General features: G+C 71.5%; 9 protein-coding genes. 6 read left to right on the forward strand and 3 right to left on the reverse strand.

All coding sequences use genetic code 11. From position 1 onward, the window contains the following. Positions 1-36: 36 nt before the first annotated feature. Positions 37-1,539 carry a GTPase HflX gene (hflX, locus tag ABD346_RS31320; protein ID WP_344379448.1) on the forward strand — a complete coding sequence of 501 codons (1,503 nt, stop codon included), beginning with the start codon at positions 37-39 and terminating at the stop codon, positions 1,537-1,539. A gap of 130 nt (positions 1,540-1,669) precedes the next feature. On the opposite strand, the gene ABD346_RS31325 is transcribed toward hflX, so the two are convergent. Together ABD346_RS31325 and ABD346_RS31330 are read right to left on the reverse strand one after the other, a co-directional pair. After that, positions 1,670-2,839 carry a trypsin-like serine peptidase gene (locus ABD346_RS31325; protein WP_344379449.1) on the reverse strand — a complete coding sequence of 390 codons (1,170 nt, stop codon included), beginning with the start codon at positions 2,837-2,839 and terminating at the stop codon, positions 1,670-1,672. A 174-nt stretch (positions 2,840-3,013) separates the two neighbouring features. Beyond that, positions 3,014-4,234: a trypsin-like serine peptidase gene (locus tag ABD346_RS31330; RefSeq protein WP_344379450.1), complete on the reverse strand. Its 1,221-nt coding sequence runs from the start codon at positions 4,232-4,234 to the stop codon at positions 3,014-3,016. A 356-nt stretch (positions 4,235-4,590) separates the two neighbouring features. Here ABD346_RS31330 and ABD346_RS31335 point away from each other — a divergent pair, with 356 nt between their 5' ends. From ABD346_RS31335 to ABD346_RS31355, 5 genes are read left to right on the forward strand one after another with little or no spacing between them, the layout of a single operon-like run. Then, complete coding sequence (locus tag ABD346_RS31335) at positions 4,591-6,000, forward strand: diaminobutyrate--2-oxoglutarate transaminase family protein (protein WP_344379452.1); 1,410 nt, start codon at positions 4,591-4,593, stop codon at positions 5,998-6,000. Positions 6,001-6,037: 37 nt separating this feature from the next. Beyond that, positions 6,038-7,906: an IucA/IucC family protein gene (locus ABD346_RS31340; protein ID WP_344379454.1), complete on the forward strand. Its 1,869-nt coding sequence runs from the start codon at positions 6,038-6,040 to the stop codon at positions 7,904-7,906. A 29-nt stretch (positions 7,907-7,935) separates the two neighbouring features. After that, a complete protein-coding gene (locus tag ABD346_RS31345) occupies positions 7,936-8,841 on the forward strand; it encodes a GNAT family N-acetyltransferase (protein WP_344379455.1) in 906 nt (301 codons plus the stop codon). A 60-nt stretch (positions 8,842-8,901) separates the two neighbouring features. Then, a complete protein-coding gene (locus ABD346_RS31350; protein ID WP_344379457.1) occupies positions 8,902-10,827 on the forward strand; it encodes an IucA/IucC family protein in 1,926 nt (641 codons plus the stop codon). Between the two features lie 37 nt (positions 10,828-10,864). Then, a complete protein-coding gene (locus tag ABD346_RS31355) occupies positions 10,865-12,835 on the forward strand; it encodes an ATP-dependent DNA helicase (RefSeq protein ID WP_344379459.1) in 1,971 nt (656 codons plus the stop codon). 147 nt (positions 12,836-12,982) lie between these two features. Here ABD346_RS31355 and lexA read toward each other — a convergent pair whose 3' ends face one another. Further along, the gene (lexA, locus tag ABD346_RS31360; protein WP_053726378.1) at positions 12,983-13,771 is read right to left on the reverse strand and encodes a transcriptional repressor LexA; all 789 of its coding nucleotides are present in this window, start codon (positions 13,769-13,771) and stop codon (positions 12,983-12,985) included. Positions 13,772-13,942 lie beyond the last annotated feature (171 nt).

The raw sequence follows: 13,942 nt of genomic DNA on the forward strand, positions 1-13,942 counted from the left end.
AGTCCGGTCCGGAATTCCAACGACGTAAAGGATCCAATGACCTCCTCTTCATCCCCTTCCCAGGACGAGCAGAGCTTCGCGGACACGCACCGCACCGAGAGCCTTCGGGCCGATGCCCTGATGGAAGAGGACGTCGCCTGGAGCCACGAGATCGACGGAGCGCGGGACGGCGACCAGCTGGACCGCTCCGAGCGTGCCGCGCTGCGGCGCGTGGCGGGCCTCTCCACCGAGCTCGAGGACGTCACCGAGGTCGAGTACCGGCAGCTGCGCCTGGAGCGCGTGGTGCTGGTCGGCGTATGGACCACGGGGACGCTGCAGGACGCGGAGAACTCGCTCGCGGAGCTCGCGGCCCTCGCCGAGACGGCGGGCGCCCTGGTGCTCGACGGCGTCTACCAGCGCCGTGACAAGCCCGACCCGGCCACCTACATCGGCTCCGGCAAGGCGCAGGAGCTGCGGGACATCGTCCTGGAGACCGGCGCGGACACGGTGGTCTGCGACGGTGAGCTCAGCCCGGGCCAGCTGATCCACCTCGAAGACGTCGTCAAGGTCAAGGTGGTCGACCGGACCGCGCTGATTCTCGACATCTTCGCCCAGCACGCCAAGTCCCGTGAGGGCAAGGCCCAGGTCTCGCTGGCGCAGATGCAGTACATGCTGCCGCGCCTGCGCGGCTGGGGTCAGTCGCTGTCGCGTCAGATGGGCGGCGGCGGGTCCAGCGGTGGCGGCGGCATGGCCACCCGTGGTCCCGGTGAGACCAAGATCGAGACGGACCGGCGGCGGATCCGCGAGAAGATGGCGAAGATGCGCCGTGAGATCGCGGAGATGAAGACCGGCCGCGAGATCAAGCGCCAGGAGCGGCGCCGCAACAAGGTGCCTTCGGTCGCCATCGCGGGTTACACCAACGCCGGAAAGTCCTCGCTGCTCAACCGCCTCACGGGCGCGGGCGTGCTGGTGGAGAACTCGCTGTTCGCCACCCTCGACCCGACCGTGCGCCGGGCCGAGACACCCACCGGGCGGTTGTACACGCTGGCCGACACCGTCGGGTTCGTCCGGCATCTGCCGCACCACCTCGTCGAGGCGTTCCGCTCCACCATGGAGGAGGTCGGCGACTCCGATCTCATCCTGCACGTGGTGGACGGGTCGCACCCCGCGCCGGAGGAGCAGCTTGCCGCCGTGCGCGAGGTCATCCGCGAGGTGGGCGCGGTCGACGTGCCCGAGATCGTGGTGATCAACAAGGCGGACGCGGCGGACCCGCTCGTGCTGCAGCGGCTGCTGCGGATCGAGCGGCACTCCATCGCGGTCTCGGCCCGCACCGGCGAAGGCATTGAGGAGCTGCTCGCGCTCATCGACACCGAACTGCCGCGCCCCTCGATCGAGATCGAGGCGCTGGTGCCCTACACGCACGGCCAGCTGGTCGCCCGGGCGCACGCCGAGGGCGAGGTGATCTCCGAGGAGCACGTCGCGGAGGGCACCGTGCTCAAGGCCCGGGTGCACGAGGTGCTCGCAGCCGAGCTGGCTCCGTATGTGCCGGCCGCGCACTGAGCGTACGGACCGCGAACTGCCGCTCGGCAGGCGGTAGTTCACGAGACTGAAAGACGTGAGGCCCGCCCCCTCGAAGGAGGGGACGGGTCTCACGTCGTATCCGGTGCTCAGGCGCCGCGGTGTTCCGGGGTCACTGGCCGCCGTACTTCGCGCTCATCGAGTCGAAGAGGGCCTTCGCGCCGGCGCCGAGCTGCGGGCCGGCCAGCCAGCCCGAAGTGACCGGGCCGATCGAGGTGTTGGAGACCAGCTGAGCCTTGCCGTCGGGGCCGTTCATGAACCAGCCGCCGCCGGAGGAGCCGCCCGTCATGGTGCAGCCGATGCGGTACATCGGGGGCGTGCCGGGGCTGATCGAGAGCTGGCCGGGACGGTCGAGGCACTTGAACATCTGCAGACCGTCGTACGGCGGCGCCGCCGGGTAGCCCCAGGCACCCATCGTGGCGACGGACTTGGCCTGCGGGGCGGAGAAGTTGACCGTCAGCGCGTTGCCGACCGTCTCCTCGAGGGACTTGCTGCCCTTCTCCGGCTTCACATGAAGCACCGCGTAGTCGTACGGGGCGCCGGTGCCGCCGGTCGGGCCGCCGTCCTTGATCCACTCGCCGGAGGTCGAGACCCAGTCGGCCCAGTACACGCCGTAGGGCGCGATCTCCTGAGGCTGCGCGTTGTTCAGCGCCGCCTCCGACTTGCCCTTGTCGTTGTACGAGGGGACGAAGGCGATGTTGCGGTACCAGCCGCCGGAGCCGCCCTGGTGGACGCAGTGTCCCGCGGTCCACACCATGTTGGACCTGCCGGGGTGGGCCGGGTCCTTCACGACGGTGCCCGAGCAGACCATGGGGCCCTCGGGGGAGTCGAAGAACACCTTGCCGACCGGCGCGGCGAAGTTGTGGTAAGGCAGCTTCTCCTGGACGGCCTTGACCGGCGCGGGCTCCGGGTCCGAGATGCCCGTACCGCCGTTGACGTCACCGGCCGCCATGGTCTTCTGCGGGTCCTTGGCGGACTTCATCCGGTCCGGCTTCCACAAGCCGTCGATCACCGGGTTGACGAAGTCCTTGGCGTCACGGAGCCACTTGTCCTTGTCCCAGTTCTTCCAGCCGCCGTTCTTCCACTTGTCGAGGTCGACCCCGTGCTTCTTGAGGGTGTCGGCCAGGTCGGCGGGACCGGCGGAGTCGCCCTTGGCCTGGGCGGAGCCGGAGGCCGACGGCTTGCTGTCCGCGTCACTGCCGCCCGGGCCGCACGCGGTGGCGGTCAGTGCGAGAGCCGCGGCGAGGCCGGAAGCGGCCAGCAACGGACGTATGGATCGCATGAAAACGATTCCCCCTGATGAGCCTGCCCGTTCGAGAGCAGGTATTGCCATGTACTTGTCATTCCGGTGGGCGGACCTGTGCACCTCCGCCCACCGTGCAGCCCCCTACTATGCCTGCTGGGCACGGGGGGTACGAACGGGGGCCCCGGCGTTCACAGGACCCCCGCAAAGCGCTTACCGGCCCGCGTACTTGGTGCTCACCGAGTCGTAGACACCCTTGGCCTCCTTGCCGAGCCGGGGCCCGGCCAGCCAGCCCGCCGTGACCGGGCCGATGGAGGTGTTGGAGATGAGCGACGGCTTGCCGTCCGAGCCCGTGGCGATCCAGCCGCCGCCGGAGGAGCCGCCGGTCATGGTGCAGCCGATGCGGTACATCGTCGGCAGGTTCGCCTCAAGAGACAGCCGGCCCGGCTTGTCCTTGCACTGGTACAGCTTCTGGCCGTCGTAAGGAGGCGCGGCCGGGTAGCCGTTGGCCGTCATGGCGCTGATCTTCGGCACGGCCGGTGCGTCGAAGTCCACCGGAAGCGCGCCGCCGACGGTCTCCTCCAGGGACTTGCCGTTCGAGCCCTTCTCCGGCGTCACATGCAGCACCGCGAAGTCGTACGGGGCGCCGGTGCCACCGGTCGGGCCGCCGCCCTCGATCCACTGCTGCGACGTCTGCGCCCAGTCGGCCCAGTAGACGCCGTACGGAGCGATCTGCGCCTTGGTGGCCTTCTGCAGCTGGGCCGTCGGCAGGTTGGAGTTGTTGTACGAGGGGACGAAGGCGATGTTGCGGTACCAGCCGCCCTTGGCGCCCGCGTGCACGCAGTGGCCCGCGGTCCACACCATGTTGGACTTGCCGGGGTGCGCCGGGTCCTTCACCACGGTCGCGGAGCACACCATCGAACCCTCGGGGCTGTCGAAGAACAGCTTGCCCAGCTCCGGCAGGCTCTGGTGGTACGGAGCCTTCACCGCGGCGGCCTTCACGGGCGCCGGCGTCGGGTCCGTGACGCCCTTGTCGCCCGAGATGTCATTGGGGACGGCCTTCTCCGGGGGCTTGTCCGCCTTGCGCATCCGGTCCGGGTCCCACAGGTCCTGGATGATCGGGTTGACGTAGTCCTTGGCCTCACGCAGCCACGTGGCCTTGTCCCAGTTCCTCCACTCGCCGTTCTTCCACTTGTCCAGGTCGATGCCGTGCTTCTTGAGCTGGTTCTTGACGTCGTCCGGGATCTGGAGCTTGTCGGCGTCGCCTGTGGCCGATGCCGTCGGCTTGCTGTCGGCGCTGGAATCGCCGGGGCCGCAGGCGGTGGCGGTCAGCGCCAGAGCGGCCGTGAGGCCGAGCGCGGCCAGTACGGGGGAGACCCCGCGACGAGCCCTCCTCCCCGTGCGCTCGGCGCTGGACGGGCGTATGGGTCGCATGTCGGATTCCCCCTGGAACTTCGTCATCAAAGCGTCTTCGTCTTCTTCGTCTTCTGAACTCGTGAACAAACGCGTGAACAGCAGCACCGCGAGCCGGTGCCCGAGTGCGGCCCCCACTATGCCGGTGCCGAGGGGGACGGTACGCGGCAGGGCCGCGGTTCCCGTCCGCCAGGACCGTACGGCCACGCCGGTAAGGCGAACCTTGCCTGGAGGCAAGGAAGTTCCGGTCAGGCCGTGCTCCCGCGGTGCCGGCGTCGTTGGTACGTACGGGGGACATCAGGACAGCGTTCAGCGTGGGAGTACGCGCCGCGCAACGGACGCGATACGGAACCGTCACAGCGGGAGGACCAGCAGTCGTGGCCGTGACCGAACCAGCTCCTACGGCGCTGCTCAGCACTCATGAGGGCATCCTGCGACGACAGTCCCTGAGGGAGTCGGCGGCCCGCACCTACGCCCGCTCGCTGCCCATCGTGCCCGTGCGGGCGCGCGGCCTGACGATCGAGGGCGCGGACGGGCGGCGCTATCTGGACTGCCTCTCGGGGGCGGGCACACTGGCGCTCGGGCACAACCACCCCGTCGTGCTCGAAGCGATCCGCAAGGTCCTCGACTCGGGGGCGCCGCTGCACATCCTGGACCTCGCGACGCCGGTCAAGGACGCCTTCACCACCGAGCTGTTCGCCACCCTGCCGCGCCAACTCGCCGAGCACGGACGGATCCAGTTCTGCGGACCGGCCGGCACGGACGCGGTCGAGGCGGCCCTGAAGCTGGTGCGCACCGCCACCGGACGCACCGGAATGCTCGCCTTCACCGGCGCCTACCACGGCATGACCGCAGGCGCCCTCGCCGTCTCCGGCGGCGCCCGGGACGCCGGGGTGACCCGCCTGCCCTACCCGCAGAACTACCGCTGCCCGTACGGAATCGGCGGCGAACGCGGGGCCGAGACCGCCGCCCGCTGGACGGAGAACCTCCTCGACGATCCCAAGGGCGGCATCCCCGCCCCGGCAGGGATGATCCTCGAACCGGTGCAGGGAGAGGGCGGCGTGATCCCGGCGCCCGACGCCTGGATGCGCCGGATGCGCGAGATCACCGCGAGCCGCTCCATCCCGCTGATCGCCGACGAGGTGCAGACGGGCGTCGGCCGCACCGGCACGTTCTGGGCCGTCGAGCACAGCGGGGTGGTGCCCGACGTGATGGTGCTCTCCAAGGCCATCGGCGGCTCGCTGCCGCTCGCCGTGATCGTGTACCGGGACGGCCTCGACGCGTGGGAGCCGGGCGCGCACGCCGGTACGTTCCGCGGCAACCAGCTCGCCATGGCGGCCGGTGCGGCCACCCTCGCGTACGTCCGCGAGAACCGACTCGCCGACCGCGCGGCCGTCCTCGGCGCCCGCATGCTCGGCCAGTTGCAGGGCCTCGCCGCCGACCACCCCTGCATCGGCGACGTACGCGGCCGGGGCCTGATGATCGGCGTCGAGCTCGTCGACCCGGAGCGCGAGGACCTCAGCTCCGGCAACCCGCCGCCGCCCGCGCCCGCCCTGGCCGCCGCCGTGCAGCAGGAGTGCCTGCGGCGCGGGCTCATCGTCGAGCTCGGCGGCCGCCACTCCGGCGTCGTACGGCTGCTGCCCCCGCTCACCCTCACCGACGAACAGGCCGTCGCCGTCCTCGACCGGCTCGCCGACGCACTGGCAGCCGCCGCACGCTCCCCGCACCCGCGCACCGACCCGGGGGCAGGCGTGCACCACCGGGCCGAGACCGGACCGTCCCACTGATCCCGGACCACCCCACGAGCTCCCAAGGAAGACCTCCGTGAATCCCACTCCCGCACCTGATGCGCCTGAGGCCGACGGCCCTGTCACCGCCCACCGCGGCCCGCTGGTGGCCGAGCCGACGACGGTGCCGCGCCAGAAGGCCGGGATCCACGGCGAACGACTGACCGCCCGCAACGATCCGGACCCGCTCGACGCCGTCGACCCCGAGGCCGCCGCCGAGGCGGCCGCTGTCGAGAACCTGCTGCGCTGCTGGGTACGGGAGAACGACCTGGCCGCGCCCGACGGTCCGGTCCTGCGCATCCCGCTCCCGGCCAGCGGCACCGCCCTGCTCGTGCCCGTGCCGTACTGGTCGGCCACCGGCTGGCACCGGTTCGCCAGGCCCACCCTGGAAGGCGGCTCCGCCGGCGCCCCGCCCGCCGACGCCGTCACGGTCGCCGCCCTGCTCGGCCGCGAGGCGGGCCGGAGCGAAGGCGCCGACCTGGTGGGCCGCGTCGCCGACTCCGTGCGCCGCACCGCGGACTTCATCGCCGACCGACGCACCAGCCCCGGCCCCCGCGACACGGCCGATCTCTTCCTCACCGCCGAACAGTCCCTCCTCCTGGGCCATCCGCTGCACCCCACCCCGAAGAGCCGCGAGGGCCTCTCCGAGACGGAAGTACGCCGCTACTCACCCGAGCTGTACGGCTCCTTTCCTCTGCACTGGATGGCCGTCGACCCCTCCGTCCTCGCCGCCGACTCGGCCTGGACCGAGGGCGGCCGCACCATCGACGCCGCCCAGCTGGCGCACCGGATCGCGGGCGGCCTCCAACTCCCGCCCGGCACCGTGCCGTTGCCCCTGCACCCCTGGCAGGCCCGCGACGTCGCCCAGCGCCCGGCCGTCGCCGCGCTGCTCGATGCCGGGCTCCTGCACGACCTCGGCCCGCACGGCGGCGACTGGCACCCCACGTCCTCCGTCCGCACCGTCCACCGCCCCGGCGCCGACGCCATGCTCAAGCTGTCGCTCGGCGTACGCATCACCAACTCCCGCCGTGAGAACCTCCGCAAGGAACTCCACCGGGGCGTGGAGGTCCACCGCCTGCTGCGGGCGGGTCTCGGCGAGGAGTGGCAGTCCGCCCACCCCTGCTTCGACATCGTCCGCGACCCCGCCTGGCTCGCCGTCGACACCCCGGACGGCGAACCCCTGCCGGGCCTCGACGTCATGGTCCGCCACAACCCGTTCGCGCCCGGCGACGATGCCGTCTGCATCGCCGCACTCACCGCCCCGCGCCCCATGCCGGGCCGTGCCGGGATGCACTCGCGCCTCGCCGCCCTGGTGGGCCGGCTCGCCGCCCGCACCGGCAGGCCCACCGCGGCCGTCTGTGCCGAGTGGTTCCTGCGCTACCTCGACCAGGTCGTACGCCCGCTGCTCTGGCTGGACGGCACGGCAGGCATCGCCCTGGAGGCCCACCAGCAGAACACGCTGGTCCTGCTCGACCCCGACGGCTGGCCCGTGGGCGGCCGTTACCGCGACAACCAGGGCTACTACTTCCGCGAGTCGCACCGCGCCGCCCTGGAGCGGCGGCTGCCCGGCATCGGCGCCACCAGCGACACCTTCGTCCCCGACGCCGTGACCGACGAGCGCTTCGCCTACTACCTCGGCATCAACAACGTCCTCGGCCTCATCGGAGCCTTCGGCGCCCAGCACCTCGCCGACGAACGCGTCCTGCTCGCCGCCCTGCGCCAGTTCCTCACCAAGGCCACCGGCCTCGGCTCGCCCCTGCCCGCCCAGTTGCTGGACAGCGCGACGCTGCGCTGCAAGGCCAACCTGCTGACCCGGCTGCACGGCCTCGACGAACTCGTGGGCCCGGTCGACACCCAGTCCGTCTACGTCACCATCACCAACCCCCTTCACACCAACGGCACTTGACCCGTACGAACTGCGAGAGGAACGTCGCCGTGCCTCCCACCGATGCGAGCACCGACGCCGACGCCGACCCGGCCCCCCACCCGGGAGCGGCGGCCGACGACACCCTGGACCTGGAGCTGCCCGGCGAACTGACCGCCCTGTTCGGCGACAGCGCTGCCCGGCCGGACGGTCCGGGCGCGGAGCGGCCCGGGGCCGGTGGGCCCGTCGGGGCCGGGCTCCGCGGGCCGGGCATCGCTTCCGCCCCCTGGGACCCGGGGATCGGGAGGGCGGAACCTCTCACCGGCGACGTGGCCCGGCAGTGGCCCGGCAGCGACCTGCTACCGCCGTCAGGCAGCGCTGCCCGGTCGGCTTACCCCGTCGTCGAGGACCTGCTCGATTCCCCCGGCGACTGGGCGCCGGTCACGACCTCCCTCGGCGTGTTCCAGCTCGTACCCGTACGTCTCGAACGCGACCTCGCCCTCCTCGCCCAGTGGATGAACGACCCCGCCGTGGCGGCCTTCTGGGACCTGGAGGGACCCGCGTCCGTCACCGCCGACCATCTGCGCAACCAGCTCGACGGCGACGGCCGCAGCGTGCCCTGTGTGGGCGTCCTCGGCGGAACGCCCATGAGCTACTGGGAGATCTACCGCGCCGACCTGGACCCGCTGGCCCGCCACTATCCGGCCCGCCCGCACGACACCGGTCTCCATCTGCTCATCGGCGGCGTCGCCGACCGAGGCCGGGGCGTCGGGACCACTCTGCTCAGGGCCGTCGCGGACCTGGTCATCGACAACCGTCCGCACTGCCCGCGTGTGATCGCCGAACCCGATCTGCGCAACACCCCGTCCGTCTCCGCGTTCCTCAGCGCCGGCTTCCGCTTCCACGCGGAGGTCGACCTGCCCGACAAGCGAGCCGCCCTGATGGTCCGCGACCGCGCGCTCAGGAACCTGCTGTGAACGCCCCGCCGCTCCGCATACACCTCTAGCCCCGAATCGGTTCGATCCCGAGGAGTCCCCATGCCGAACCCTCCTTCCCCCGATGAATCCCGCGGCCTCCTCGACCCCGAAGCCCCGCCCGGGCTGCTGGCCCCTCCCGAGCTGAACCGCGAGGCCTGGGACCGTGCGGGACGCCTCCTCCTGGCGAAGATGATCGGTGCCTTCGCCTACGAGGAGATCGTGCAACCAACGGTAGAACCCACCACTGACAATGCCGGGCCGGACGGAAAAAGCACAGGTCAGTACGGGTTCTCGCTGGACGACGGCAGCACCTTGACCTTCCTGGCCCGGCGCGGTGCGTACGGCGGCTGGCAGGTGGACCCCGACTCCGTCCGCCGCACCGAGCAGGGCGTCCCGAGCGCGGGGGAGCCGGACGACCGGAGCACCCCAGGGCATCCGCTCCCGTCCGTCGAGGCCTTCGGCGATCCCATCCGCTTCCTCGGGCTCGCCCGCCGGACCCTCGGCGTCGACGGGGCCACCTTCGGACACCTCGTACGGGAACTCACCGCCACCCTGGCCGCGGACGCCCGCCTGCACTCCACCGCGCTGCCCGCGGCCCAGCTCGCCGACCTGGGCTACGCCGAGCTGGAGGGCCACCAGACCGGCCATCCCTGGCTGGTGCTGAACAAGGGCCGGCTCGGGTTCTCCGCCGACGACGCGGCGCGCTGGAGCCCGGAAGCCCGCACGGAGGCCAGGCTGCCCTGGATCGCGGTCCGCACGGACCTCGCGCGCTACCGGGGCGTCGAGCCGGTGGCCACGCCGGACCGGCTCTACGACCGTGAGCTCGACGCCCCCGTCCGTGAGGCGTTCGCCGCAGCCCTCCGGTCCCGCGGCCTCGACCCGGCGGCCTACCTCTACCTGCCCGTCCACCCCTGGCAGTGGACGGAGATGATCCTTCCGCTCTTCGCCCCGGCCGTCGCCGACAACGCCATCGTGCCGCTGCCCACCGACGGCGACGTACGGCTGCCGCAGCAGTCCATCCGCACCTTCCTGAACCTGTCGCGGCCCGAACGCCACACGGTGAAACTGCCGCTGTCGATCCTCAACACCCTGGTCTGGCGGGGCCTGCCGACCGAGCGCACCGTGGCCGCGCCCGCCGTCACCGCCTGGGTGCAGGGCCTGTGCGAGCGGGATGCCTTCCTGCGGGACGAATGCCGGGTGATCCTGCTGGGCGAGGTCGCCTCGGTCGCCGTGGAGCACCCGCTGTACGACCGCATCGCCGAAGTCCCCTACCAGTACAAGGAGCTGCTCGGGGCGATCTGGCGCGAGCCCCTGCCGCAACGGCTCGCGGCGGGCGAACGGGCCCGCACCCTGGCCGCGCTGCTCCACACCGACCCCGACGGACGCGCCTTCACGGCCGAACTCGTCGCCCGCTCGGGGCTCGCGCCCCAGGTGTGGCTGCGCCGGCTGTTCAGTGCCCTGCTGCCGCCGCTGCTGCACTTCCTCTACCGCTACGGAACCGTCTTCTCGCCGCACGGGGAGAACGCCATCGTCGTCTTCGACGACCAGGACGTGCCCGTACGCCTGGCGATCAAGGACTTCGTCGACGACATCAATGTGAGCGCCGAGCACCTTCCCGAGCACGACTCGATGCCCGAGGACGTGCGGAACGTCCTCCTTACGGAGGCGCCCTCGTTCCTCACGCAATTCATTCATTCGGGGCTCTTCGTGGGCGTCTTCCGGTTCCTCGCCCCGCTCTGCGAGGCCCAACTGGACGTCCCCGAGGCCGACTTCTGGGCCCTGGTGCGCGACGAGATCCTGCGCCACCAGGCGCGTTTCCCGCACGAGAAGGACCGCCACGAGACGTTCGACCTGCTGACGCCCCGGATCGACCGGCTCTGCCTCAACCGGAACCGGCTGCACACGGACGGCTACCGGGACCGCCCCGAGCGGCCGCACGCCACCGTGCACGGCACCGTGGCGAACCCTCTCGCAGCGGCTGAGTGATCGGATTGTCAGTGGCGAGCCGTAGGGTGGTCTGGCTATGACAAAGCCTTCACTCCCCGAGCTCCTGCACGCCGCCGTCACCGCCGTCGGCGGCGTGGAGCGGCCTGGCCAGGTCACCATGGCCACGGCTGTCGCCGATGCCGTCGACGACAGCTCCCACCTGCTGGTCCAGGCCGGGACGGGCACCGGAAAGTCCCTCGGCTACCTGGTGCCGGCCCTCGCGCACGGGGAGCGCGTCGTGATCGCCACGGCCACCCTGGCGCTCCAGCGCCAGCTCGTGGAGCGCGACCTGCCGCGCACCGTGGACGCGCTGCACCCGCTGCTGCGGCGCCGTCCGCAGTTCGCGATGCTGAAGGGCCGCTCCAATTACCTGTGTCTGCACCGCCTCCATGAGGGCGCGCCGCAGGACGAGGACGAGGGGCTCTTCGACCAGTTCGAGTCGGCCGCGCCCACCAGCAAGCTGGGCCAGGACCTGCTGAGGATGCGGGACTGGGCGGACGAGACCGAGACCGGCGACCGTGACGACCTGACGCCGGGCGTCTCGGACAAGGCGTGGGGACAGGTCTCCGTCTCCTCCCGCGAGTGTCTGGGCGCCACCAAGTGCGCCTATGGGGCGGAGTGCTTCGCGGAGATGGCCCGGGAGCGCGCCAAGCTCTCCGACGTCGTCGTCACCAACCACGCCCTGCTCGCCATCGACGCGATCGAGGGCGCCCCGGTGCTCCCGCAGCACGAGGTGCTGATCGTCGACGAGGCCCATGAGCTGGTCTCCCGGGTCACCGGCGTCGCGACCGGCGAGCTCACCCCCGGCCAGGTCAACCGGGCCGTGCGGCGCAGCGCCAAGCTGGTCAACGAGAAGGTGGCCGACCAGCTGCAGACCGCCTCCGAGGGCTTCGAGCGGGTGATGGAGCTGGCGCTGCCGGGCCGCCTGGAGGAGGTCCCGGAGGACCTCGGGTATGCGCTGATGGCGCTGCGCGACGCCGCCCGCGAGGTGATCTCGGCGCTCGGCTCCACCCGCGACAAGTCCGTCCAGGACGAGGACGCCGTGCGCAAGCAGGCCGTCGCCATGCTGGAGACGGTGCACGGCGTGGCGGAGCGCATCACCAACGGCTCCGAGTGGGACGTCGTCTGGTACGAGCGCCATGACCGCTTCGGCGCCTCGCTGCGGGTCGCCCCGCTCTCGGTGTCGGGCCTGCTCAGGGAGAAGCTCTTCGCGGACCGCTCGGTGGTCCTGACCTCCGCGACGCTCAAGCTGGGCGGGGACTTCAACGGGGTGGGTGCCTCGCTCGGCCTCTCCCCGGAGGGCACCGGCGGCGAGGACGTCCCGCAGTGGAAGGGCCTCGATGTCGGCTCGCCCTTCGACTACCCCAAGCAGGGCATCCTCTACGTCGCCAAGCACCTGGCCACCCCGGGCCGGGAGGGTTCGCGCGGGGACATGATGGACGAGCTGGCGGAGCTGGTGGAGGCGGCCGGGGGCCGCACGCTCGGCCTGTTCTCCTCGATGCGGGCCGCCCAGGCCGCCGCCGAGGAGCTGCGCGGGCGCCTGGAGAATCCGATCCTGCTCCAGGGCGAGGAGACGCTGGGCGAGCTGATCAAGTCGTTCGCGGCCGACCCGAAGACCTGCTTGTTCGGCACGCTGTCCCTGTGGCAGGGCGTGGATGTGCCCGGCCCGAGCTGTCAGCTGGTGGTCATGGACCGGATCCCGTTCCCGCGCCCCGACGACCCGCTGATGAGCGCCCGCCAGAAGGCGGTGGAGGAGGGCGGCGGCAACGGCTTCATGGCTGTGGCAGCCACGCATGCCGCGCTTCTGATGGCCCAGGGCGCGGGCCGGCTCGTACGGGCGACGGGTGACCGGGGCGTGGTCGCGGTGCTCGATCCGCGGCTGGCCAATGCCCGCTACGGCAGTTATCTGCGGGCCTCACTGCCCGACTTCTGGTACACCACGGACCGTAACCAGGCGCGTCGCTCGCTCGCGGCCATCGACGCGGCGGCCAAGGCCGACGGCAAGTAGGACGGGTGCTGCTCCCGCCCGCGTGCTCCCGTCCGCAGCACGCGGGCGGGAGCACCTCCTTTTGCGCTTCCTTTTGCGCTGCGGACACAGCAGGGCCCCGGGACCGGCGCAGGGGGTCCCGGGGCCCGGTCAGAGCCGGCGGAGGGGTCAGACCCGCCGGAGCACCGCCACGACCTTGCCCAGAATGGTCGCGTCGTCGCCGGGAATCGGCTGGTAGGCGGCGTTGTGCGGGAGCAGCCAGATGTGGTTGTCCTCGCGCTTGAAGCGCTTGACGGTGGCCTCGCCGTCCAGCATCGCGGCGACGATGTCGCCGTTCTCGGCGACGGGCTGGCGGCGCACCGTGACCCAGTCGCCGTCACAGATCGCGGCTTCGATCATCGAGTCGCCGACGACCTTCAGGACGAACAGTTCGCCGTCGCCGACGAGCTGGCGGGGGAGAGGGAAGACGTCCTCGACCGACTCCTCGGCGAGGATCGGGCCACCGGCGGCGATCCGGCCCACCAGCGGCACGTAGGAGGCGGCGGGCTTGCCGGCGGTGTCGGTGGGCTGGCTGCTCGGCTGGTCGGAGCCCCGGACCTCGTACGCGCGGGGCCGGTGCGGGTCGCGGCGCAGGAAGCCCTTGCGCTCCAGGGCCATCAGCTGGTGGGCGACGGACGAGGTGCTGGAGAGGCCGACGGCCTGGCCGATCTCCCGCATCGACGGCGGGTAGCCACGCCGCTGCACGGAGTCCCGGATGACTTCGATGACCCGCCGCTGCCGGTCGGTGAGCCCCGAGCTGTCCGCCCTGATCCCTGGAGGTCGGCCGGGCAGCGAGCGGGCACGCCCGGCGTCCGCCCCCTGGTTCGTGACTGCGTCATTCATGGCATGCACCGGCTCAAGTCGGGTCTGGGAGCGGTCCTGGGCAGTGATGGTGGCACTGTCTGCGGTGGTGGTCACGTCGGCCCCTCTCGAAATGGTCTCCCTAGCTGGACAACGGTAGTTGCTTTCGAAAGGTTGCGCCAAACACACGTTCGAGTGAAAAATCGCAGAACGCGCTACGCAGCCCTGCGGGTGGGTGTATGTGCGAGTCCCGATTGGGGGCCCGTCGAACGGCAATTCGGTCCATTA

Source organism: Streptomyces mauvecolor, assembly GCF_039532965.1.
GTDB classification, from domain to species: Bacteria; Actinomycetota; Actinomycetes; order Streptomycetales; family Streptomycetaceae; genus Streptomyces; species Streptomyces violascens.